The sequence below is a fragment of the Burkholderia sp. LMU1-1-1.1 genome, from assembly GCF_040675865.1.
In the GTDB taxonomy this organism is placed as follows: Bacteria; Pseudomonadota; Gammaproteobacteria; order Burkholderiales; family Burkholderiaceae_D; genus Rugamonas.
In genome coordinates this window covers 319,994-342,435 of the sequence record NZ_JBEGHG010000067.1, presented here as the reverse complement: position 1 = coordinate 342,435, position 22,442 = coordinate 319,994, and the positions used below count along the sequence as shown (strand labels likewise).

Below are 22,442 nucleotides of genomic sequence, written 5' to 3'. Positions count from 1 at the left end.
AGTGAAGTTCAAATAATTACAGGAGACATATATGGCAACCCCATCAGGCACTGCAGACCTGCGCAACCCGCCCAAATCGACGGTGATCACTCCGGAAGAACGCAAGGTGATTTTCGCCTCGTCGCTGGGCACGGTCTTTGAATGGTACGATTTCTATCTGTACGGCGCGCTGGCATCGATCATCGCCAAGCAGTTCTTCATCGGCGACCCCACCACCACCTTTATTTTCGCGCTGCTGGCCTTTGCCGCCGGCTTCATCGTGCGTCCGTTCGGCGCGCTGGTGTTCGGCCGCCTCGGCGACATGATCGGCCGTAAATACACCTTCCTGATCACCATCCTGATCATGGGCGCGTCCACCTTCATCGTCGGCCTGTTGCCCGGCTACGCGGCGATCGGCATCGCCGCGCCCATCATCCTGGTCGCCCTGCGTATCCTGCAGGGTCTGGCGCTGGGCGGCGAATACGGCGGCGCGGCAACCTACGTCGCCGAGCACGCGCCGAACGGCAAACGCGGTTCCTTCACCGCCTGGATTCAAACCACCGCGACGCTGGGCCTGTTCCTGTCGCTGCTGGTGATCCTGGGCACCCGCACCGCCATCGGCGAGGAAGCGTTCAACGCCTGGGGCTGGCGCGTGCCGTTCCTGGTGTCGGTGCTGCTGCTGGGCGTTTCGGTCTGGATCCGCCTGTCGATGAATGAATCGCCGGCCTTCGCCAAAATGAAAGCCGAAGGCAGGACCTCGAAAGCGCCGCTGAGCGAAGCGTTCGGCCAATGGAAAAACCTGAAAGTGGTGATCCTGGCGCTGGTCGGCCTGACCATGGGCCAGGCGGTGGTGTGGTACACCGGCCAGTTCTACGCGCTGTTCTTCATGACGCAAACCCTGAAAATCGATGGCGCCAGCGCCAACATCATGACCGCGATCTCGCTGGCCCTGGCCACGCCGTTCTTCATCTTCTTCGGCATGCTGTCGGACAAGATCGGTCGTAAATGGATCATCCTGGGCGGTTGCGTCATTGCAGCGGCGACCTACTTCCCGCTGTTCGGCGCGCTGACCCACTACGGCAACCCGGCGCTGGAAACCGCGTTGAAGAACTCGCCAGTGGTGGTCGTCGCCGATCCGGCATCGTGCCACTTCCAGTTCAACCCGACCGGCACCACCAAATTCCCATCGTCGTGCGACATCGCCACCGGCATCCTGTCGAACGCCTCGGTCGCCTACACCAAGGAAGCGGCACCGGCCGGCAGCGTCGCCAAGATCAAGATCGGCGACAAGGAAGTGCCAGCGTTCAACGCGGTCATGACGCCTGACGGCCTGAACTTCGACGCCGACAGCAAGAAAGCCGAAGCCGCGCTGAAGAAGGATGTGGCGGCGGCGATCAAGGTCGCCGGCTATCCAGCCAAGGCCGACGAGGCGCAGATGAACAAGCCGATGATCGTCGGCATCCTGTTTATCCTGGTGCTGTACGTGACGATGGTGTACGGCCCGATCGCCGCGATGCTGGTTGAAATGTTCCCGACCCGTATCCGCTACACCTCGATGTCGCTGCCATACCACATCGGTAACGGCTGGTTCGGCGGCCTGCTGCCGACGATCTCGTTCGCGCTGGTCGCGTTCAAGGGCGACATCTACTATGGCCTGTGGTATCCGATCATCATCGCCCTGATCACCGCGGTGATCGGCGGGCTGTTCGTCCGCGAAACCAAGGACAACAACATCTACGCCAACGACTAAGGTTGGCGCGCTAAAGCGCGAAGAGGCCGGGTTCCGCTGAGCGGACCCGGCCTTCTTTTCGCTCCGGGGTCAGGTCCACCATTTCTACACGGGCTGGTCCGTCGTGGGCATGCGGCGGCGCTGTTTAATGCGGCGCTGAAATATTCTGAACCACGTGGGGCGGATTAGGCGGCACGCAGAAGACGCATAGGTTGGCGGCCACACGCTTACTGGTTTAACGCCGCCAGCAGTTCGATCTTGTTGGACACGCCCAGGCCGCCATAGGCGTTCTTCAGGTAGCTGCGCACCGTCGCCGGCGTCAGCCCCATCAGCCGGGCGATCTCCTTGTACGAGTGCCCGCGCGCGTACAACATGGCGGCGCTCAGCTCGCGCGGCGAGACCCGCGACGCGCGCGTGGCGTCGTCGACCAGCGACAGCACCGCCAGCGGTCCGCTGCGGTCCAGCAGCAGCCGCCCGCCCGCCAGCGCGATGCTGCACGGCGCCCGCGTCAGGCCGTCGACCACCCGCGCCGGCAACATCGTTCCCTGCCAATCCTCGCAAGCGCTCCACAACAGCCGGCCGACGCCGCCGCCCAGAAACGACAACCGCCCCTGCATATCCGAGATCGCCAGCGACGCCAGCGACGTGGCCTTGCTCGCCGCCCGCATGTCGGCCAAACGGTGCGCCCAGTACTGCAGCAAATGCCGGCTGAACGCGTGGAACAGCATGCTCTCCAGATCACTGAACGGCGAGCGCGCACAATTGCGGTACAGGCAGACGAAAAACAGCAAGCCGCTGCCCGGCAACTCCTCGGTGATCGCCATGATCGTGCGCAGCCCGTGCCGCTCGACGAACGCGGCCATCTCCTGCGCATCGTCGGGACACTGGCCGCCGCCCTCGCGCACCACCACGCCTAGGCTGTCCATCGACGCGCGGGCGAAGCTGTCGGACGCGGCCACCGTCTGGTTCCATTCCCGTGCGAAGTCCGGGCTCAAGCCTATGCTCGCGTGCAGCAGGTTGCGCGGCGCCCGCACGGCCGTGGCCGGACACACCTCGCCCCACCAGGCCGAGTCGAAGCCGATGCAGCGCCGCAGTATCAGCAAGGACCCGTGCAGGAACTGCTCCGGTCCGGCCTCCCGCGCGAGCTCGCCCAGCGCCAGCACCGCGCCGCTAAACGCCAGATACGCCGCCTGCGGCACGGCGGCCGCCGTTCCGCAGCCGGTCTTGATCCATGGATGTTGGTCCCGCACGCGCCCTCCCCGATTGGCCGGCCACCCCCCGCATCTGCGGAGGGCCGATCCGGCAACCCAGCCGGTAGTATCGATAATATCAGGCCACCTGATAAATATCATCCATAACGATAAAGGAGACTCTTCATGGCAATCATTCACCCAACAGTCGTGCGGGCCGGCGCGCTGGCGCTCGCCTGCGGCGCGGCGCTGTCGACCGCCATGCTCAGCGGCTGCGGCGACAACAACGCCCACGCGGCCAACGTGGCGGGATTCAAGGAGGTGTCGCTCGGCACCTCCTTCTGGGACATCACGGCCGCGCCGCCTGCCGGTTCCGCCGCAGGCGACATCCTGCAGGCCCAATTGCGCACCGACGCCCCGGCTGGCGCCAAGGCCTGGGACGTGGTCTACGTGTCGGAAATCCAACCGGGCAAACTGGCCTACGTATCGGGGGAAATCTACATCCCCGCCGGGTCCGCGGGCGGCCGGCGCGACGTGGTGCTGTGGAACCACGAAACGGCCGGCCTGGCCGACGCCTGCGCGCCGTCCCGCCGCAGCCGGGTCGAAGCGGGCCGCGAGCGCGCGCCGGCGCTGGAGGCGCTGCTGGCCAAGGGCTATGTGGTGGTCATGAGCGATTATCCGGGACTCGGCCTGCCCGGCCCCGCCTTCTACATGGCGGGCCAGCCGAACGCCCGCGCCTCGCTCGACATGCTGCGCGTGGCGCAGAAATTCAGCGAGGCCAACGCCTCGCGGCGCTATGCCATGTACGGCTGGTCGCAGGGCGGCCAGACCACGATGTGGGCCGAGAATATCGCCGCCAGCTACGCGCCGGAGTTCACCGGCCTGGGCGCGGCGCTGATGGCGCCCGCCGTGCGCATCAAGGATCTGACCTTGAATTCGATGACCAGCACGGAGAACGCCGGCTATGTGATCTCGACCCTGCCCGGCATCCAGGCCTACTTCCCAACGTTGAAATACCGCGATTTCCTCACACCGGAGGCGATGGAACAGTTGCCGGTGCTGGCCAGCGGCTGTTTCGACGTGTGGAGCGCCGCCGCCGGCGTCAAGGACGCCTACGTGCCGGGCGCGCTGTCCCCGGGCACGGCCTGGTGGACGGCGATGACGGAGGTCGACAACTTCATCCCGCGCGGCTCGATGCCGTTCAAGATCTATCAGGGCGCGGCCGACACCACCACCCCGGTGTCGTTGACCCAGCGCGAGCGCGCCGCCCTGTGCGCGGCCGGATCGGCAGTCGACTACCAGGAGTTCCCGGGACTGGACCACGAGGCGGTGGTCGGGCAGGCGGCCAAGGTGCTGCCGGCCTGGTTTGAGGAGCGCTTCAGCGGACGCGCGGCCGCCAGCAACTGCGGCGCGCCATAGCCGAGCCGGCCGTCGCGGGACGAAAAAAGGGCCGCCATCGCTGGCGGCCCCAAGGCTGAACCCACTTGTTATTATTTTGTCTTGCGGCGGCGCGCGATGGCGCCGACCAGTGCCAGTCCGCCCAACATCATGGCGTAGGTTTCCGGCTCCGGCACCGGAGTGACGGTGCTGTCGGTGAATTCGACGCGCAGGCCGGTCGGGTTGCCGCCGTTTTGCGCCCAGTTGGTGACCACGAAGTCGAGTTTATTAACGCCGTCGATGAAGCCGCCGTTCGCGGTGAAGCTGCTCCAGCCCGTGAAGCCGGCGGCGCTGGAGACCAACTGGTTGTTCAGCAGGACCGCCACCGAGTTGTCGGCGGCGAAGCGAGCGCTGAAGCCGGCCGTGTCGGCCTTGTAGCCGCTCAGGTCGAACGACAGCGAATACGTGTAGGTGCCCGCGCTCCAGGGGTCGAAACTTTGCGCCTGGTCGGCCGTCGGCGTGATCCACTTGGAGGTGCCGTCGTTGCCTATCCACGGGCTGATCGGCCACTGGTTGTTGTAGGTGATGACCGGGACGGTGTTGGCGGTGCTGGCCGAGCTGAGGGCGTAGTGGGTGTCGGCCGTGCCGCTGGCGCCGACGCCGGTGTTGACCAGACCGTTGATGTTGGCCGCCTGGACGGTCGAGAATGCGCTGATGGCGAGTACCGCCGAGATGATGGTGCGTTTCATGTGTGCCTCTAAAAAAGTTGGGTGGTAACGTGGGGCATCGATGGGGATGCCGACTTGCTCACGCTGCGACTCGAACCGTTTTTTAGGGCTTCGATGAAAATTGTGCTTTCGAGAATTATACCGAGGTTTCAAGACAAATGCTCACAGGCCATTAAATTTTCTTTATGGCATGTGAGCATCTGGCAACATCGAAGCGCCGGGGAAGCGGTCAGCTATTGAAACCCTTACCCTCGCCGGCCAGCCGCACCAGCAGCGGCGCCGGCTGCCACGCCTCGCCGTGACGGCCCTGCGCGTACTTGTTGATGGCGGCCAATACGTTCGGCAGTCCGACGGTATCGGCGTAGAACATCGGTCCGCCCCGGAACAGCGGGAAGCCATAGCCGGTCAAATACACCATGTCGATGTCGGACGCGCGCAGGGCGATGCCCTCCTCCAGGATGTTGGCGGCCTCGTTCACCAGCGCGTACACCAGCCGCTCGACGATCTCCTGGTCGCCGATCTTGCGCCGGGCGATGCCGAGCTCGGCCGAATGGGCGACGATCATCGCGTCGACCTCGGCGTTCGGGTAGGCCTTGCGGTCGCCCGGCTTGTAGTCGTACCAGCCGCCGCCGGTTTTCTGGCCGTAGCGGCCCATCTCGCACAGCAGGTCGGCCGTCTTCGAATAGCTGATCTCCGGCTTCTCGACATAGCGGCGCTTGCGGATCGCCCAGCCGATGTCGTTGCCGGCCAGGTCGGCCATGCGGAACGGGCCCATGGCCCAGCCGAACTTCTCGGCGGCCTTGTCGACCTGCTCCGGCAGCGCGCCCTCCTCCAGCAGGAAGCCGGCCTGGCGGCTGTACTGCTCGATCATGCGGTTGCCGATGAAGCCGTCGCACACGCCGGAGACGACGCCCGTTTTCTTGAGTTTTTTCGACAAGGCCAGCGCCGTCGCCAGCACGTCCTTGCCGGTCTGCGCGCCGCGCACGATCTCCAGCAACTTCATCACGTTGGCCGGGCTGAAGAAGTGGGTGCCGACGACGTCCTGCGGCCGTTTGGTGTAGCCGGCGATCTGGTCGACATCCAGGGTCGAGGTATTGGTGGCCAGGATCGCGCCCGGCTTCATCACCTCGTCGAGCCTGCGGAACACCGCCTCCTTGACGCCCATTTCCTCGAACACGGCTTCGACCACGATATCGGCGTCGGCGATGTCCTCGTAAGCCAGGGTGCCGCTGACCAGGGCCATGCGCTGGTCGAACTTCTCCTGCGTCAGCTTGCCCTTCTTCATCGTGCTTTCGTAATTCTTGCGGATGGTGGCCAGGCCCTTGTCCAGCGCCTCCTGCCTGGTCTCCAGCAGCTTGACGGGGATGCCGGCGTTGACGAAGTTCATGGCGATGCCGCCGCCCATCATGCCGGCGCCGACCACGGCCGCCTGTTTGATCGCGCGCGTTGGGGTATCGGCCGGCACGTCCGGCACTTTGCTGGCGACCCGTTCGGCGAAAAAGGCGTGGCGCAGCGCCTTCGATTCGGTGGTCTGGATCAGATGCATGAAGCGTTCGCGCTCGAACTTCATGCCGTCCTCGAACTTCATTGTCACCGAGGCGGCCACCGTCTCCACGCACTCCAGCGGCGCCGGGAACGGACCGGCCATGGCCTTGACCGTGTTGCGCGAGAACTGCAGGAAGGCTTCGTGATTCGGGTAGTCGACCTTGCGCTCGCGCACCTTCGGCAGCGGACGCACGTCGGCGATTTTCCCGGCGAAGGCGATCGCCGAGGCCAGCAGGTCGGCGTCGGCCGCGAACACCTCGTCGAACAGCGCGGTGCCGGCCAGCTTGTCGGACGCCACCGGCGTGCCGGAGACGATCATGTTGAGCGCCATCTCCAGGCCCAGCACGCGCGGCAGGCGCTGCGTGCCGCCGGCGCCCGGCAACAGGCCCAGCTTGACCTCCGGCAGCGCGATCTGCGCGCCAGGCATGGCGACCCGGTAGTGGCAGCCGAGCGAAAGCTCCAGGCCGCCGCCCATGCACACCGTGTGGATCGCCGCCACCACAGGCTTGGTCGAGCCCTCGGCGGTCGCGATCAGGGTGTGCAGGCTGGGCTCGGCGAGCGCCTTGGGCGAATTGAATTCCTTGATGTCGGCGCCGCCCGAGAACGCCTTGCCGGCGCCGGTGATGACGATCGCCTTGACCGCGTCGTCCGCCAGCGCCTGCTGGATGCCTTTGACGGCGGCGGTGCGGGTGGCCAGGCCGAGGCCGTTGACCGGCGGATTGTTGAGGGTGACGACGGCGACGGCGCCGTGGACTTGATATTCAGCGGTCATGTCTCTTCCTTATTGTTGTGTGAAACGGAACGAACTCACTATACCGTAAAAAAGAACGATCGTACCGGAAAATCGCATCGGCGGGCGCCGGCCTTTGAATGCGGCGGCCAGGCTTTTAAAAGCGGAGAAAATCCGGCCGGGCGTGGAAAATAAGGTACACCGGCCGATGCGAATTGAATGGCCTGGCTTGTTTTCCACCTTGATTAAGGGAAATAATATATGGCCGCGCCCGCGATGCAATCAGCGCACAACATTATCTACACATTATTATTATTTAAGATATAGGATTTCTTATGGACGTGCATACTCAGGCGATTCAATCGGGCGATCAGGATTTACAGGCCATTAATACCGCGCTGAACCGGGTGCAGGCGCTGATCGAATTCGATCTCGAAGGCATTATCCTGCATGCCAACGAGAATTTCCTTGCCACGGTCGGCTACACGCTGGCCGAGGTCCAGGGCCGCCACCACGCCATGTTCTGCGATCCCGAGTACGTCAAGACCGCCGAGTACAAGGACTTCTGGGCGCGCCTCGGGCGCGGCGAATACAACCGCGGCGACTTCAAGCGCGTGGGCAAAGGCGGGCGCGAAGTGTGGATCAATGCGTCCTACAACCCGATCATCGGCGCCGACGGCAAGGCCTACAAGATCATCAAGTTCGCCACCGTCATCACCGAAAGCAAGCTCAAGAACGCCGAGTACGAGAGCAAGGTCGCCGCCATGTCCAAGGCGCAGGCGGTGATCGAGTTCGACATGACCGGCCACGTGCTGTGCGCCAACGACAACTTCCTCGACGTGATGGGCTACACCATCGACGATATCCACGGCGAGCATCACCGGATGTTCTGCGAGCCCGAATACGCCACCGGGTCGGAATATAAACGTTTCTGGCAAAAGCTCAATCGCGGGGAATTCGATTCCGGCCGTTATAAACGCATCGGTAATAATGGCAAAACAGTATGGATACAGGCGACTTATAATCCCATCCTCGATTTGAATGGCAAACCATATAAGGTGGTTAAATTCGCCAGCGATATTACCGCGCAGGTGAATCTGGAGGCCTCCGTGGCGGCCCAGGCCGCCTCCGACGGCGCCAAGATCAAGCGCCTGCTCGAATCGGTCGAGCGCGCCGCCTCCGGCGACCTGACCAACACCGTCGCCGTCGACGGCGACGAGCCGCTCGACCATCTGGCCGAGGGCATCGGCAAGATGATCGCCGACCTGCGCAAGGTGATCGGCGAGGTGGTGGCCTCGGCCAACGGCTTCGCCGACGCCTCGACCACCATCGCCGAGCGTTCCGGCGGCGTGGCCATGGGCACCCAGGCGCTGGGCGCCACCGTCGAGGAGATGAACGCCTCGATCGACGGCCTGACCAATTCGATCAACATCATCGCCGGCAACACCTCCAACGCCGACACGCTGGCCAAGGACACCCAGCACGAGGCCGAGGCCGGCGCCAAGGCGGTGGCCAAGTCGATCGAGGCGATGGACCTGATCAACCGCTCGTCGGAGGACATCGGCGAGATCGTCAAGGTCATCAGCGAGATCGCCAACCAGACCAATATGCTGGCCTTCAACGCCGCCATCGAGGCCGCGCGCGCCGGCGAGCACGGCCTGGGCTTCTCGGTGGTGGCCGACGAGGTGCGCAAGCTGGCCGAGCGCTCCTCGCAGGCGACCAAGGAGATCTCCAAGCTGATCAACGAATCGGTCAAGCGCGTCTCGGCCGGCAGCGAGATCTCGCGCCAGGCCAGCGACGCCTTCGACAAGATCGTCGCCGGCGTGGCCAAGACGACGATGGCCATTTCCGACATCTCCAAGGCCACCAACGAGCAGCTGTTAACCGCGCGCGAAGTGAGCACGGCGGTGCAATACATCGCCGAGGAGGCGGAGAAGACCGCCGCCGCCTGCGACAGCATCGCCCGCTCGACCGAGGGGCTGAACGAGCGCGCCGGGGACCTGAACAAAACCGTTTCCGGCTTCGTCGTGTAATGGAAGGCGGCGCGGGCATTCAACCGGCGACCTTGTCGGCGCTGATCGCGCTGGTGCGCGAGCACACCGGCATCGCCATGAACGACCGCAAAAGCCTGCTGCTGGAGCGGCGCTTGCGGCCGAGGATGCTCGCACTCGACATCGGCAGCTACCAGGGCTATGTGCAGCGGGTGCGCGACGACGGCGCCGAGGTGCCGCACTTTATCGACCTGGTCACCACCAACGACACGCTGTTTTTCCGCACGCCCCATGTTTGGGAGTACGTCGGGCGCGAGTTCCTGCCGCGCTGGTGGCGCGAACGTCCGGGCGAGACGCTGACGGTGTGGTCGGCGGCGGCCTCCAGCGGCGAGGAGCTATATTCGATCGCCATGCTCTGCGACCAGTTCGGGGCGAAGACGCCGGGTTTCCGCTACCAGATCCTCGGCACCGACATCTCGCACCAGATCCTGGCGCAGGCGCGCGCCGGCAAGTACGCGGGCCGCTCAGTCGAGCGGCTGCTGGCCTCGCACCCGGATTGGCTCAACAAATATTTCACGGCGCGCGCCGACGGCCTGCAGGTGGTCGACGCGCTGAAACGGCACGTCACGCTGGCCCAGCATAATTTGCTCAAGCCGTTGCGGCCGCCGGCGCCGTTCAAGCAGCAGAAGTTCGACCTCGTGTTCCTGCGCAACGTCCTGTTCTATTTCGACCAGGAACACCAACAGGCCGTGCTCCAGCAAGTCCGCCACAGTATGGCGCCCCAAGCCAGGTTAATCCTGGGCGAATCCGAATCGATCACAGGCCTCGATACCGCCTGGCAGTTCGAGCGGCCATTGATCTACACGCTCGGCAGCCTACCACCATGATTGCACTCCTCCCCACGATCGGCGACACCCTGATCCTTCCGACCTTACCGTGGGACACCTCCGATGACCCGGCCACCCGGCTCGCCGGGCCGTTCCAGCACGTCGGCATCGGCGAGCTGAAAATCGGCAGCCGCGGCGGGCAGTTGAAGGCCCTGCTCGGTTCCTGCGTCGGCATCGCCTTCCTGTGGAAGAAACGCGGCCGCTGCGGCCTGGCCCACTGTCTGCTGCCCGAGACGGCGGAACCGCAATGGGAACCGGGCGCGCGCTACGTCAGCCAGGCCGTGCCGTCGTTGCTGCGCCTGATGGGCGCGACCACCGCCGACTACGCCGACATCGAGGTGGTGGTGGCCGGCGGCGGCATGATGCTCGAAGCCTTCTCGTCGCGCTTCCAGATCGGCCAGCAGAACGCCGACGCCGCCCGCAAGTATCTCGACCTGTACGGCTTGAACGTGCTGGAGTGCCGCCTCGGCGGCAAGACCGGCCGCACCCTGGCGGTCGACTGCGCCACTTGTAGTTATCAGATCGACGACATCACCGTCCAGCCACCGGAACGCCGCCATGCACATGCTTGAAAAGAAAACGCCCGCCGCCGGCCCCACCGAGCTGTTCGGCTCGTTCGTGCTGGGCCCCGACGAATTCGCCCTGCCCGCGCTGTGCATCCGCGAAGTGGTCAACTTCCCCGACAAGATGACCACGCTGCCGCTGTCGCCGCCGTTTTTGGAAGGCATGTTCACCCTGCGCGGCTGCGTCATCCCGGTGGTCAACCTGGGGCGCGTGTTCAACCCGGCCGCGCCGGCCGCCGACCCGGCGCACAAGATCGCCATCCTCGATTACGACGGCGTGCTGGTCGGCATCCTGTTCCACGCCACCGGCGAAATCCTGCGCGTGCGCCCGGAACAGCGCAGCACGCTGAGCTACGCGTCCGGCGAAAGCCACGGCGTGGTCGCCGGCACCATCCTGCTGGAGGACGGCGCGCGGCTGCTGCAGGTGCTCGACCCGGCCGCGCTGGCGCGCATCGAAAACGTGCCGCAGGTGCTGGCGCTGCAAGGCGCGGGACGCCAGGCGGCGCGCCGGCACCAGGGCGAGCGGCGCCAGTGCGTCAGCTTCCGCGTCGGCAGCTCGTCGTTCGCGCTGGAGATGGGCGCGATCCAGGAAATCATCCGCGTGCCGGAGATCCAGGCCTCGGTGCTGAACAGCGCCTTGTGCCTCGGCCGCGTCAACTTCCGTGGCAGCCCGGTGGCGGTGGTCTGCTTCCACACCTTGCTGACCCCGGGCGCCACCAGCGCCCCGCCGCCGGGCGAACGCGTGGTCCACCCGGACCAGCGGGTGGTGATCGCCCGCATCGACGACGCCACGATCGGCTTCCTGGTCGACTCGGTCGACAACATCGTCAACTTCTTCAGCGAGGAGATCATGCCGATCCCGATGCTGGGCAAGGCGCGCGCCGGCATGTTCGGCGGCTGCATCTCCAAGCCCGAGCTGGGCGACATCATCCTGCTGGAACACCGCCAGATCCTGTCGAGCGCCGAGATCGTGGCGATGCGCACCGGCCACGCCAACCTGTATCCCAAGGACGAGCCGTGCGCGGGCCGGGAAGACAGCCGCGCGCGCCGCAACCAGCGCCAGGTCTACATCACCTTCGCGCTGGAGAACACCTACGCGGTCGAGATCAAGCAAGTGCGCGAGATCATCGATTATTCGGACGCCGTCACCCACGCGCCCGGCATGCCCCCGTTCATGCGCGGCATGCTCAACCTGCGCCAGCAGATGATCAGCGTGATCGACCTGCGCAGCCTGTACCAGATGGCGCCGGCGAAACAGAGCGGCCAGGCCAAGATCCTGGTCATCGAGCGCGGCCAGGAGCGCTACGGGCTGCTGGTCGACGCGGTCGAGAACATCATGACCGTCAACGACAACCGCCGCTTCACCGCGCCGAAGATGATGCGCAACAGCAGCGTCAACGACGGCCCGCGCGGCGAGATGGAGGAAGTGATCGACATCGAAGGCGAAGGCGACAGCCACAAGACGCTCAGCGTGTTCGAATGCGACCGCCTGCTGCAGCGTCTGGCGCGCGAAATGCCCGCACTGGCGGCTTGATACGGGGTCGGGTAAAGTAGCGGGTGCCGGCGACCGCCGGTGCCGCTTTTTTATCGAGGTCCACCATGTCCGCCGCTACTTCCCTTCGCGCCATCGCGCTGCTCCCGCTCGGGCTGATCGCCGCCAGCGCCTTCGCCCTCTCGCTGTCCGACCTCAGTAACAAGGACGCCACCGGCGGTTTGAAGGCGGCGCTGGAGCAAGGCTCGAGCCTGGCGGTGGCCAAGCTGGGCGCCGAGAACGGCTTTCTGAACAATGAGAAGGTCCGCATCCAGCTGCCGAAGATCCTGGAACAGGCGCGTCCGCTGCTGCAAATGACCGGCAAGGGCCAGAAACTCGAGGAGCTGGTGGTACAGATGAACCATGCCGCCGAAGCGGCCGTGCCGATGGCCAAGCCGTTGTTGATGGATGCGGTCAAGTCGATGAGCGTGACCGACGCCAAGAACATCCTCACCGGCGGCGAGACGTCGGTGACGGATTTCTTCCGCGAGAAGACGTCGGCCAAGTTGGCCGTGCAATTTCTGCCGATCGTGAAGAAGGTCACCGACCGCTCGAAACTGTCCACCCAATACAACTCGACGATGGCGCTGGCGCCGACCATGGGCTTGGTGTCGGAAGACCAGAGGACGGTCGAGGGTTATGTGACCAAGCGCGCGCTGGATGGGCTGTACACGATGATCGCCGAAGAGGAGAAAGCGATCCGTGCCGATCCGCTGGGCGCCGGGAGCAAGTTGATCGGCAAGGTGTTTGGGGCGATCAAGCCGCAATGATCAAAGGGTAAAGAGTCGCATGCGGCATCGGTGTGGACTAGACTCGACTAAGCCAATAGCGAGGTCATATGCAAATCATCAATATTCATGATGCCAAATTAAACGAGCTTCCCCCATTGCGCTGATCGAAGGCGCGGCGTGCCTCCTCCACAGCCGGCAAATTGTCCATGGTCCAGCCATGCATCACCTTCATCGGGTGCAGCAGCGTGCGCCCTAGCGGCGTGATCGCGTACTCCACCGCGATGGGCGACACGGGAATCACGTGCCGCGTCAACAGCCCGTTGCGCTCCAGTCTTCGCAGGCATTGCGTGAGCGCCTTTTGGGTGATGCCTTCCAGACGCCGCTTGACGGCGTTGAAACGCACCGGCCCGTCCTCCAGGGTGATGAGCACCATCATCGACCATTTATCGGAAATCTGATCGAACAGCGAACGGCTCGGGCAATCGGCGGAAAAGCATTGGATAGAAGGTTCAAGCGGATCGGGCATGGGGTTTCCTTGGGGATACCTAGGCACCTCAAGGTGCCTAATTGACTCTAAGTATAATTCATATACCATGCCATTTCCAACCACAATTGAGCTAAAACAATGTCATCCATCGATACCAGCGTACTTTTCCGCCCACTCACCATCAAATCGCTGCAACTGAAAAACCGCATCGTCATGGCCCCCATGACCCGCACAGCCTCCCCCGACGGCGTACCAACGGAAGCGAGCGCCGCCTACTACCAGCGCCGCGCGGCCGGACAGGTGGGACTGATCCTTTCGGAAGGGACGGTCATCGACCGCCCGGCGTCCCGCAACGATCCCCAGATCCCCTTCTTCCATGGGGAGCCGGCGCTGGCCGGATGGAAAAGCGTGATTGACGCGGTGCACGGCGCCGGCGGCCGCATGGGACCGCAACTATGGCATACCGGCGCCACCCGCTCCAGCGAATGGGAACCCGAGGCACCGGTCGAGAGCCCTTCCGGACTCGACGCCCCCGGCAAACCGCGCGGCCAGGCCATGAGCGACGGCGCCATCGCCGACACCATCGCCGCCTTCGCCAAAGCGGCGGCCGACGCCAAGCGCCTCGGCTTCGACACCGTCGAGATCCACGCCGCGCACGGCTATCTGATCGATCAATTCTTCTGGTCCGGCACCAACCTGCGCACCGACCGCTTCGGCGGCGCGACGCTCAAGGAACGCTCCCGTTTCGCCAGGGAGATCGTCACCGAGGTACGCAAGGCGGTCGGTCCGGACTTCCCGATCCTGATGCGGATCAGCCAATGGAAACAGCAGGACCTGAGCGTTCGCCTGGCCGCAACGCCGGCCGAGATGACGGACTGGCTGCTACCGTTGGTCGAGGCCGGCGTAGATGTGCTGCATTGTTCGCAACGACGTTTCTGGGAGCCGGAGTTCCCGGAAATCGACGGTGAAAACGGCCTCAATTGCGCCGGCTGGGCTAAAAAGCTGACTGGCGCCGTCACCATCGGCGTCGGCTCGGTCGGACTCGACGGCGACGTCCTGAACGCTTTCGCCGGCAAGGGTTCGGGGGTCATGAGCATCGACCGCCTGATCGAACGGATGGAGCGCGACGAGTTCGATCTGATCGCGGTGGGCCGCGTCCTGCTCACCGATCCCGACTGGGTGGCGAAGATCGAGGCCGGCAAGTTCGATAACCTGAAAGGTTTCGACCCGGCCTCGCTCGCCGCGCTCGTTTAACCGGAGCCGACAGCGTACGACGGGGGGCAGTCTGGCATTCGTACACAGCCTATTCACTAAGCGGAACCGCCGGCTATGACGGAAGGCGGACAGGCAAGACTGCCCCCGCCCTTCAGTCGGGCACGCTGCTGCAGATATCACCGCCTCGCATGGGTTTACCTGTGCGATACAATCGCACAGAACATTCGTGTGTAATAACGTGCGTTGCATGCGTTGTGCAAATTTCCCCAAGGACTTCCCATGCTCGAACATGCCGATTATGGCCCCGAAGACTGCCGCGCCCTCAGCGAGATCCTTGCACGCGTGGGCGACCGCTGGACTATGCTTGTCATCGGGCATCTGAGTAAAGGACCACTGCGCTTCAACGATCTGCGCCGCGCCGCCGACGGCATCACCCAACGCATGCTCACGTTAACACTGCGCGCGCTCGAGCGCGATGGCCTGGTCAAGCGCACCCAATATCCAACAGTTCCGCCAGCCGTCGACTACGCGCTCACTGATCGCGGACTCTCTCTGCTAGGCCCGCTGTTCTCATTGGGCGAATGGGCGCGCGCGCATCGCTTGCCAATTGAAGCGTCACGCGTGAACTTCGATCGTGCTTTGGCCGACGCAGCGGTGGCGGCGCCGCCGCCAGGAATCCACCTTATTGCCACGAAGGTGCGCTGACGTTGCACCAAGTATCACGCGTGTGCCTCCTTGTCGCGGTTTTTCCAGTTCCTATAATGGTCCGAACAAAACCACCGAAGGACCACCGCATGACTGCACCTACCTTATCATCGTCCGGCATGCGCGGTGGCGCGCTTAACATGGGCCTGTGGATCGCCCAATGGCTATTCGCCGCCTCGTTCGTTGGCGCGGCCTTGATGAAGTTAGCCATGCCGATCGCGCAGTTGGCGACGATCTGGCCATGGACCGGCGAGCTCGCGCCAACGCTCATCAGGCTGCTCGGCGTCATCGACTTGCTCGGTGGGCTCGGCGTGCTGCTGCCATCGCTCACACGCATCAAACCGCGCTTGACGGTAGTAGCCGCTATCGCAAGCATCGCACTCCAACTATGCGCAATGGCCTTCCATGCATCGCGTGACGAGCTTGCAGCGTTACCCGTCAATATCGTCTTCATCGCCACCGCAATCTTCATCGCCTGGGGCAGATGGAGCAGGCACCCACTTTACCCAAAAGCCTAAACCCCAGACAAGTCGTGCTGCCTGTCACGATGCACGGAACTGCAACGCCTTCTCACCATGGTGGAGAAGGGCGAAACCGAGAAGCCAGTCTCTACCCTCAGGGGGGAGCGTTAATCGTCAGGTTCAAGCCGTCGGCAATTTGTAGTCCCTGTACCGCTCGCGCAATTTGTTTTTCTGGATCTTGCCGGTGCCGCCGACGGGCAAGGCCTCGGCGAACACCACGTCATCCGGCAACCACCATTTGGCGACCTTGCCGGTGAAGTGCGCCAGCAGTTCGTCGCGCCCGACCTGCTGCCCCGGCCGTAAGACCACCACCAGCAACGGCCGCTCATCCCACTTCGGATGCGCGACGCCGATGCAGGCCGCCTGCATCACCGCCGGGTGCGCCATGGCGACGTTTTCCAGGTCGATGGTGCCGATCCACTCGCCGCCGGACTTGATCACGTCCTTGCTGCGGTCGGTGATCTGCATGAAGCCGTCGGCGTCGATGGTGGCGACGTCGCCGGTCGGGAACCAGCCGTCCTCCAGCACATCGCCGCCCTCGTCCTTAAAGTAGCTCGCCACCACCCACGGCCCCTTGACCAGCAAGTGTCCGTAACTGACGCCATCCCACGGCAATTCCTTGCCATCGTCGTCGACGATCTTCATGTCGACACCGAAGATCGCATGGCCCTGCTTTTGCAGGATGGCGCGCTGCCGCTCCTTCGGCAATTCGGTGTGCTTGCTCAGCAAGCCGCCGGTGGTGCCGAGTGGCGACATTTCCGTCATACCCCAACCGTGGATGACCTCGACGCCGAACTCGTCGATCAAGGTGTTCATCATCGCCGGCGGACAGGCCGAGCCGCCGATCACCGTGCGGCGGAAGGTCGAGAACTTCAGCTTGTTCTGCAACGCGTAGTTGATCAGTCCCAGCCACACGGTCGGCACGCCGGCCGAGAAGGTCACGCGCTCGCTCTCGAACAGCTCGTAGACCGATTTACCGTCCAGCGCGGCGCCGGGGAACACCATCTTCGCCCCAGACAGCGGCACCGAATACGGCAGCCCCCAGGCGTTGACGTGGAACATAGGCACGACCGGCATCACCACGTCGCGCGAAGAGACGTTGAGCGCGTTCGGCATCGCCGACGCGTACGCGTGCAGCACCGTCGAGCGGTGCGAGTACAACGCGCCCTTGGGATTGCCCGTGGTGCCGGAGGTATAGCACAAGGTGGAGGCCGTGTTCTCATCGAACTGCGGCCAGACATAGTCGTCCGAGTGCGCGTTGATCAAGTCTTCGTAGCACAGCAGATTGGGGATCTTCGTCTCCGCCGGCATGCGGTCGGCGTCGCCCAGCAGGATGAAACCCTTTACCGTCTTGCAATGGGGAGCGATGGCCTCAACTAGGGGAAGGAAACAGAAATCGAACAGCAGATACTGGTCCTCCGCATGATTGCAGATGTAGGCCAGTTGTTCGGGATGCAGACGCGGGTTGATCGTGTGCAAGACGACACCGGAACCGGAGACGCCGTAGTAAGCTTCCAGGTGGCGGTAGCCGTTCCATGCCAATGTAGCGACGCGCTCGCCCTGCCGCACGCCGAGTCCGTGCAGCGCGTTCGCCAGCCGCTTGGCGCGCTGGTGGCATTCGCGGAAGGTGTAGCGGTGCAGGTCGCCCTCCACCCGCCGCGAGACGATCTCGCTGCCACCGTAGTGCCGCGCGGCGAACTCGATAATGCTGGAGATCAGCAGGGGCTGGCTCATCATCTGCCCCATTAATGGAGCAGCTGGAACCGCTGGATTCTCCGAACTCTTGACTGGCATGGCACGCTCCGCAACATGGTTATTTATGCAAACCAGTGTGGATGGACCGCACGAGCACCGTCAACGGTTTTCGATGCTGCAACGCAGCACCTGGAGCCTGCGGTAAAATCATCGACATCACCGGCGGTAGCCCCGCCGAGCCTACTTGAACGGACACTATTATTACTGCCTCCAATCTGCCGCTGGACAACTCATTCGCGTCCTTGCCGCCCGCTTTTTATACCCGGCTCATGCCTACCCCGCTGCCCGCGCCCTATCTGGTCGCCGTCAGCGAACCGGCCGCCGCGCTGGTTGGCCTGACGCCCGAACAACTGGCCGGCAGCGTCGATATCCTGGTCGGCAACGCCGTGCCGGAGCGCTCGCTGCCGCTGGCGGCTGTCTATTCCGGCCACCAGTTCGGCGTCTGGGCCGGCCAGCTCGGCGACGGCCGCGCCATCCTGCTGGGCGAGGTCGACACCGCCGAAGGCCCGATGGAACTGCAATGGAAAGGCGCCGGCCTGACGCCCTATTCCCGCATGGGTGATGGCCGCGCGGTGCTGCGCTCGTCGATCCGCGAGTTCCTGTGCTCGGAAGCGATGCACGCGCTGGGCATTCCGACCTCGCGCGCCCTGTCGGTCGCCGGCTCGGACCAGGGCGTGATGCGCGAGACGGTCGAGACCTCGGCCGTCGTGGTGCGCATGGCGCCCAGCTTCGTGCGCTTCGGCTCGTTCGAGCACTGGTTCTACCGCAACAAGCCGGACGAGCTGAAAATCCTGGCCGACTACGTGATCGACCGTTTTTATCCGGAGCTGCGCGGCGAGGACAACCCTTATGTCGGCCTGCTGCGCGAAGTCAGCGTCCGCACCGCGCACATGATCGCGCACTGGCAGGCGGTCGGCTTCATGCACGGCGTGATGAACACCGATAATATGTCGATCCTGGGCCTGACGATCGATTACGGGCCGTTCGGCTTCATGGAAGCCTTCGATCCCGACCATATCTGCAACCACACCGATCAGCAGGGCCGCTATTCGTACAGCAACCAGCCGCAGGTCGGCCACTGGAACTGCTACGCGCTTGGCCAGGCGCTGCTGCCGCTGATCGGCGAGGTCGAGGCCGCGCAAGCCGCGCTCGATGTCTACCAGCCGGCGTTCGCCGCCAAGCTGGACGAGCTGCTGCACGCCAAGCTGGGACTGACCCGGCTGGAGAGGTATGCGGATGCCGACCGCGCGCTGTTCGACGCCATGTTCGCGCTATTGCAGGCCAACGGCGTCGATTTCACCCTCTTCTTCCGCCGCCTTAGCGGCGTGAAGGCCGCCGACGCCAGCGGCGACGAACCGCTGCGCGACCTGTTCATCGACCGTCCCGCCTTCGACGCCTGGGCCTTCCAGTACCGCGAACGGCTGCAAGCCGAGGCCAGTGATGATGCCCAACGCCAGCTTGCGATGAACAAAATCAACCCCAAATATGTGCTGCGTAACTATCTGGCCCAGGTGGCCATCGAGAAAGCGCAAAACAAGGACTTTTCCGAGGTGGAGCGCCTGCTGGCGGTATTGCAGCGCCCCTACGACGAACAGCCCGAGCACAACCACTACGCCGCTTTGCCGCCGGACTGGGCAAGCCATCTCGAAGTCAGCTGTTCTTCTTAAGCGAGCACAAATCCCATGACCAATAAAGTGACCAAATCCGACGCCGAATGGCGCGACATGCTGGACCCGATGGAATACCAGGTGACGCGGCACGCCGCCACCGAGCGTGCATTTACCGGCAAATTCTGGGATCATCACGAGCACGGCATCTACACCTGCGTGTGTTGCGACACGCCGCTGTTCCGTTCCGACGCCAAGTTCGATTCCGGCTGCGGCTGGCCGAGCTATTTCGAGGCATTGGACCCGGCCAACGTGATCGAGAAAACCGACCGAACCCATGGTATGCTGCGCACCGAAATCATTTGCGCGGTATGCGATGCCCACCTGGGCCACGTGTTCCCGGACGGCCCGCCGCCGACCGGCCTGCGCTATTGCATCAATTCGGCCTCCTTGCGATTCGATCCACAAGACTAATAACGCTAGTAAATAAGACACCATGAAATTTTTGTTCGACTTTTTGCCGGTCCTGCTGTTCTTCGGCGCCTACAAGCTCTCGGGCGCCAATGCCGAGGCCTCGCAGCACTTCATCAACACCTATCTGAGCGGCATCATCTCCGGCGGTTCGGTCACGCCGGACCAGTCGCCGATCGTGCTGGCCACCCTGGTCGGCATCATCGGCACGGTCGCCCAGATCGCCTATTTGAAGCTGCGCGGACGCAAAGTCGAATTCCTCATGTGGTTCTCGCTGGGCATGTTTGTGTTTTTCGGCGGCCTGACGATTTATTTACACGATGAAGTATTCATCAAATGGAAACTAAGTATCGTCTATTGGTTCTTTGCCGTCGGTTTGCTGGTAAGCGAATTCGTCTTTAAAAAGAATCTGATGCGCAAGTCAATGGGCGAAATCATCGAGCTGCCCGATTTGATCTGGTCGCGCCTCAATCTGGCCTGGATCGGATTCTTCACCGCCATGGGCATCCTCAATTGGTATGTCGCCTTCGTCCTGTTTAAAGGCGATACCAGCGCCTGGGTCAGCTTCAAGGCCTTCGGCTCGACGGCCATCATGTTTGTGTTTATTGTCGCGCAAACGATTTATTTGTCGCGCCACATGAAGGATCCGACATGAGCGATACCCGTATGGACCGCATGCGCAGCCGCTTCCAGGCCGCGCTGGCGCCGGTGGAACTGGTGCTGGAAGACGATTCGGCTATGCACGCCGGACACGCCGGCGCGGCCTCCGGCGGCGGTCATTACAATGTCAGAATCGTTTCGTTACAATTCGAGGGCCTGAAACTCGTCACAAGACATCGACTCGTGTATGATTCCGTGCACGATATGATGCATAGTGAAATACATGCATTGGCCATTACCGCATTGGCTCCGTCCGAAGTATGATGTAGCGCCCGGCTAGGAGCGGTCCTATCGGTTTCAAGAATAACTGAACACAAAGACAGATAGCTGACCGAACTCCTTCCAGGCAATTTCGCTAAAACTTTCCCCTTACAGGAATTAATAATGACTTTCAAGCCAGCCAGTTTGCTGATTGCACTTCTCGTTATCGCCGTGCCTGCTTTCGCACAGAACGTTGCCGTAGTTAACGGCAAAGCCATCCCGACCTCGCGCGTCGAAGCCGTCGTCAAGCAGGTTGTGGCCCAGGGCCAGCAACCGGACTCGCCACAACTGCGCGAACTGATCAAGAAAGACCTGATCGGCCGCGAAGTGATGATGCAGGAAGCGGAAAAACAAGGTTTCGGCAAGGATGCGGCCGTCAAAGCGCAGATCGACAACGCCCGCCAGGCCATCATCATCAACGCGATGATCGCCGACTACATCAAGAAGAACCCGATCGCCGACGCCGACATCAAGGCCGAGTACGACCGCTTCACGGCCCAGGCCGGCGACAAGGAATACCACGTGCGCCACATCCTGATGGCGACCGAAGCCGAAGCCAACGACGTGATCGCCAAGCTCAAAGCCGGCGCCAAGTTCGAAGACCTGGCCAAGAACTCGAAAGACACCGGTTCGGCTGCCAACGGCGGCGATCTGGACTGGGCCTCGCCTTCGTCCTTCCCACCAGCGTTCTCGGCCGCCTTCGTGGCCCTGCAAAAAGGCGCCGTGACCGAGAAGCCGGTGCAGACCCCGAACGGCTTCCACGTCATCAAGGTCGACGACATCCGTCCGGCCAAGCTGCCGACCCTGGAAGAAGTCAAGCCGCAGATCTCCGAAGCGCTGGCGCAGAAGAAGCTGCAGGCGTATCAGGAAGAACTGGTCAAGAAAGCAAAAGTGCAGTAATGTTATAGAAGGCGGCGCCCTGCGGGGCGCCGTTTTTGATTTTGCGTTGGTACAATGCACCGCCGAGTGCGATTTCTTGTTTTTTTATAGGATTTAATAATGATGTTGAAGCCAGCCCGTCTGTTGTTAGCACTGATCGCTGTCGTTGCAGCCCCGGTTTTCGCGCAAAACGCCGCGACCGTCAATGGAAAGGCTATTCCTGCCGCCAAGGTAGACCAGATGGTCAAGCAAGTGGTCGCCCAAGGCCAGCAACCCGACAGCCCGCAGCTGCGCGAAATGGTCAAGAAAGAACTGATCGGCCGCGAAGTGCTGCTGCAGGAAGCCAGCAAGCAAGGCTATGGCGCCAAGCCGGAAGTGAAGTCGGCCATCGACAACGCCGCGCAGAGCATCACCATCAACGCCATGCTGGCGGACTACGTCAAGAAGAACCCGGTCAAGGATGCTGAAATCCAGGCCGAATACGACAAATACAAGGCCGCCGTCGGCGACAAGGAATACCACTCGCGCCACATCCTGGTCGCGACCGAACAGGAAGCCAAGGACATCATCACCAAGCTGAAAGCCGGCGGCAAGTTCGAAGAACTGGCCAAGGTATCGAAGGATGGTTCGGCCAACAACGGCGGCGATCTGGGCTGGATGACTCCGGCCAAGCTGGTCAAGCCTTTCGCTGACGCCATGATCGCCCTGAAACCAGGCGCGATCACCGAAACCCCGGTCAAGACCGAGTTCGGCTACCACGTCATCAAGCTGGAAGAATCGCGCGCCACCAAGCTGCCGGCGCTGGCCGAAGTCAAAGGCCAGGTTGCCGAAGCGCTGCAACAGAAGAAGATCGCCGCCTACCGCGACGAACTGATCAAGAAAGCCAAGGTCCAGTAATAC

21 protein-coding genes and 1 pseudogene are annotated in these 22,442 nt (G+C 63.1%); 17 read left to right on the top strand and 5 right to left on the bottom strand.

Going from position 1 to position 22,442, the window contains the following annotated elements; genetic code table 11:
• The first annotated feature begins 31 nt into the window (after positions 1-31).
• On the top strand, positions 32-1,729 hold the full coding sequence (locus MRBLMU1_RS29080; protein WP_363509435.1) for an MFS transporter: 1,698 nt from the start codon (positions 32-34) through the stop codon (positions 1,727-1,729).
• Between the two features lie 206 nt (positions 1,730-1,935).
• Here MRBLMU1_RS29080 and MRBLMU1_RS29075 read toward each other — a convergent pair whose 3' ends face one another.
• The gene (locus MRBLMU1_RS29075; protein ID WP_363509433.1) at positions 1,936-2,958 is read right to left on the bottom strand and encodes a helix-turn-helix transcriptional regulator; all 1,023 of its coding nucleotides are present in this window, start codon (positions 2,956-2,958) and stop codon (positions 1,936-1,938) included.
• A gap of 126 nt (positions 2,959-3,084) precedes the next feature.
• On the opposite strand from MRBLMU1_RS29075, the gene MRBLMU1_RS29070 reads away from it, so the two are divergent.
• Entirely contained in the window at positions 3,085-4,317 is a 1,233-nt protein-coding gene (locus tag MRBLMU1_RS29070; protein ID WP_363509431.1) for a lipase family protein, read from the top strand.
• A gap of 71 nt (positions 4,318-4,388) precedes the next feature.
• Here MRBLMU1_RS29070 and MRBLMU1_RS29065 read toward each other — a convergent pair whose 3' ends face one another.
• Positions 4,389-5,024, bottom strand: coding sequence for a PEPxxWA-CTERM sorting domain-containing protein (locus MRBLMU1_RS29065; RefSeq protein ID WP_363509429.1), 636 nt, complete (start codon positions 5,022-5,024; stop codon positions 4,389-4,391).
• A gap of 208 nt (positions 5,025-5,232) precedes the next feature.
• Positions 5,233-7,320: a 3-hydroxyacyl-CoA dehydrogenase NAD-binding domain-containing protein gene (locus MRBLMU1_RS29060; RefSeq protein WP_363509428.1), complete on the bottom strand. Its 2,088-nt coding sequence runs from the start codon at positions 7,318-7,320 to the stop codon at positions 5,233-5,235.
• A gap of 293 nt (positions 7,321-7,613) precedes the next feature.
• Between MRBLMU1_RS29060 and MRBLMU1_RS29055 the strand changes: the two genes are divergently transcribed.
• From MRBLMU1_RS29055 to MRBLMU1_RS29035, 6 genes and pseudogenes are all read left to right on the top strand, one after another.
• Positions 7,614-9,311, top strand: a complete 1,698-nt coding sequence (locus tag MRBLMU1_RS29055) for a methyl-accepting chemotaxis protein (RefSeq protein WP_363509425.1) — start codon at positions 7,614-7,616, stop codon at positions 9,309-9,311.
• On the top strand, positions 9,311-10,156 hold the full coding sequence (locus MRBLMU1_RS29050) for a CheR family methyltransferase (RefSeq protein WP_363509422.1): 846 nt from the start codon (positions 9,311-9,313) through the stop codon (positions 10,154-10,156). Before MRBLMU1_RS29055 ends, MRBLMU1_RS29050 begins: the two co-directional genes overlap by 1 nt.
• On the top strand, positions 10,153-10,728 hold the full coding sequence (locus MRBLMU1_RS29045; protein WP_363509419.1) for a chemotaxis protein CheD: 576 nt from the start codon (positions 10,153-10,155) through the stop codon (positions 10,726-10,728). The genes MRBLMU1_RS29050 and MRBLMU1_RS29045 overlap by 4 nt, the downstream gene beginning before the upstream one ends.
• Positions 10,715-11,671, top strand: a pseudogene (locus tag MRBLMU1_RS32710) (chemotaxis protein CheW); the annotation flags it as partial. The gene MRBLMU1_RS29045 and the pseudogene MRBLMU1_RS32710, both read left to right, overlap by 14 nt.
• Positions 11,672-11,716: 45 nt before the next feature.
• Positions 11,717-12,253: a chemotaxis protein CheW gene (locus tag MRBLMU1_RS32705; protein WP_414646133.1), complete on the top strand. Its 537-nt coding sequence runs from the start codon at positions 11,717-11,719 to the stop codon at positions 12,251-12,253.
• 65 nt (positions 12,254-12,318) lie between these two features.
• A complete protein-coding gene (locus tag MRBLMU1_RS29035; RefSeq protein ID WP_363509413.1) occupies positions 12,319-13,020 on the top strand; it encodes a DUF4197 domain-containing protein in 702 nt (233 codons plus the stop codon).
• Positions 13,021-13,105: 85 nt separating this feature from the next.
• Here MRBLMU1_RS29035 and MRBLMU1_RS29030 read toward each other — a convergent pair whose 3' ends face one another.
• Positions 13,106-13,507, bottom strand: coding sequence for a winged helix-turn-helix transcriptional regulator (locus MRBLMU1_RS29030; RefSeq protein WP_363509410.1), 402 nt, complete (start codon positions 13,505-13,507; stop codon positions 13,106-13,108).
• Between the two features lie 99 nt (positions 13,508-13,606).
• Between MRBLMU1_RS29030 and MRBLMU1_RS29025 the strand changes: the two genes are divergently transcribed.
• The 3 genes from MRBLMU1_RS29025 (at position 13,607) to MRBLMU1_RS29015 (ending at position 15,906) form a co-directional block, all read left to right on the top strand.
• Complete coding sequence (locus tag MRBLMU1_RS29025) at positions 13,607-14,722, top strand: NADH:flavin oxidoreductase (protein WP_363509407.1); 1,116 nt, start codon at positions 13,607-13,609, stop codon at positions 14,720-14,722.
• A 240-nt stretch (positions 14,723-14,962) separates the two neighbouring features.
• Positions 14,963-15,388 carry a winged helix-turn-helix transcriptional regulator gene (locus MRBLMU1_RS29020; RefSeq protein ID WP_363509404.1) on the top strand — a complete coding sequence of 142 codons (426 nt, stop codon included), beginning with the start codon at positions 14,963-14,965 and terminating at the stop codon, positions 15,386-15,388.
• An 89-nt stretch (positions 15,389-15,477) separates the two neighbouring features.
• Positions 15,478-15,906, top strand: a complete 429-nt coding sequence (locus MRBLMU1_RS29015) for a DoxX family protein (protein WP_363509401.1) — start codon at positions 15,478-15,480, stop codon at positions 15,904-15,906.
• 123 nt (positions 15,907-16,029) lie between these two features.
• Here MRBLMU1_RS29015 and MRBLMU1_RS29010 read toward each other — a convergent pair whose 3' ends face one another.
• Positions 16,030-17,655, bottom strand: a complete 1,626-nt coding sequence (locus MRBLMU1_RS29010) for a 3-(methylthio)propionyl-CoA ligase (RefSeq protein ID WP_363509626.1) — start codon at positions 17,653-17,655, stop codon at positions 16,030-16,032.
• A gap of 206 nt (positions 17,656-17,861) precedes the next feature.
• Between MRBLMU1_RS29010 and MRBLMU1_RS29005 the strand changes: the two genes are divergently transcribed.
• The 6 genes from MRBLMU1_RS29005 (at position 17,862) to MRBLMU1_RS28980 (ending at position 22,439) form a co-directional block, all read left to right on the top strand.
• Positions 17,862-19,331, top strand: coding sequence for a protein adenylyltransferase SelO (locus MRBLMU1_RS29005; RefSeq protein WP_422653183.1), 1,470 nt, complete (start codon positions 17,862-17,864; stop codon positions 19,329-19,331).
• 15 nt (positions 19,332-19,346) lie between these two features.
• The gene (gene msrB / locus MRBLMU1_RS29000) at positions 19,347-19,745 is read left to right on the top strand and encodes a peptide-methionine (R)-S-oxide reductase MsrB (protein WP_090319019.1); all 399 of its coding nucleotides are present in this window, start codon (positions 19,347-19,349) and stop codon (positions 19,743-19,745) included.
• Positions 19,746-19,767: 22 nt separating this feature from the next.
• Positions 19,768-20,397, top strand: a complete 630-nt coding sequence (locus MRBLMU1_RS28995) for a septation protein A (protein WP_363509397.1) — start codon at positions 19,768-19,770, stop codon at positions 20,395-20,397.
• Entirely contained in the window at positions 20,394-20,666 is a 273-nt protein-coding gene (locus MRBLMU1_RS28990) for a BolA family protein (protein WP_363509394.1), read from the top strand. Before MRBLMU1_RS28995 ends, MRBLMU1_RS28990 begins: the two co-directional genes overlap by 4 nt.
• Before the next feature lie 120 nt (positions 20,667-20,786).
• Positions 20,787-21,563 (top strand): peptidylprolyl isomerase, encoded by a 777-nt coding sequence (locus tag MRBLMU1_RS28985; protein WP_363509392.1) that lies wholly within the window; start codon positions 20,787-20,789, stop codon positions 21,561-21,563.
• 99 nt (positions 21,564-21,662) lie between these two features.
• Positions 21,663-22,439, top strand: coding sequence for a peptidylprolyl isomerase (locus MRBLMU1_RS28980; RefSeq protein ID WP_363509389.1), 777 nt, complete (start codon positions 21,663-21,665; stop codon positions 22,437-22,439).
• The last annotated feature ends 3 nt before the right edge of the window (positions 22,440-22,442 follow it).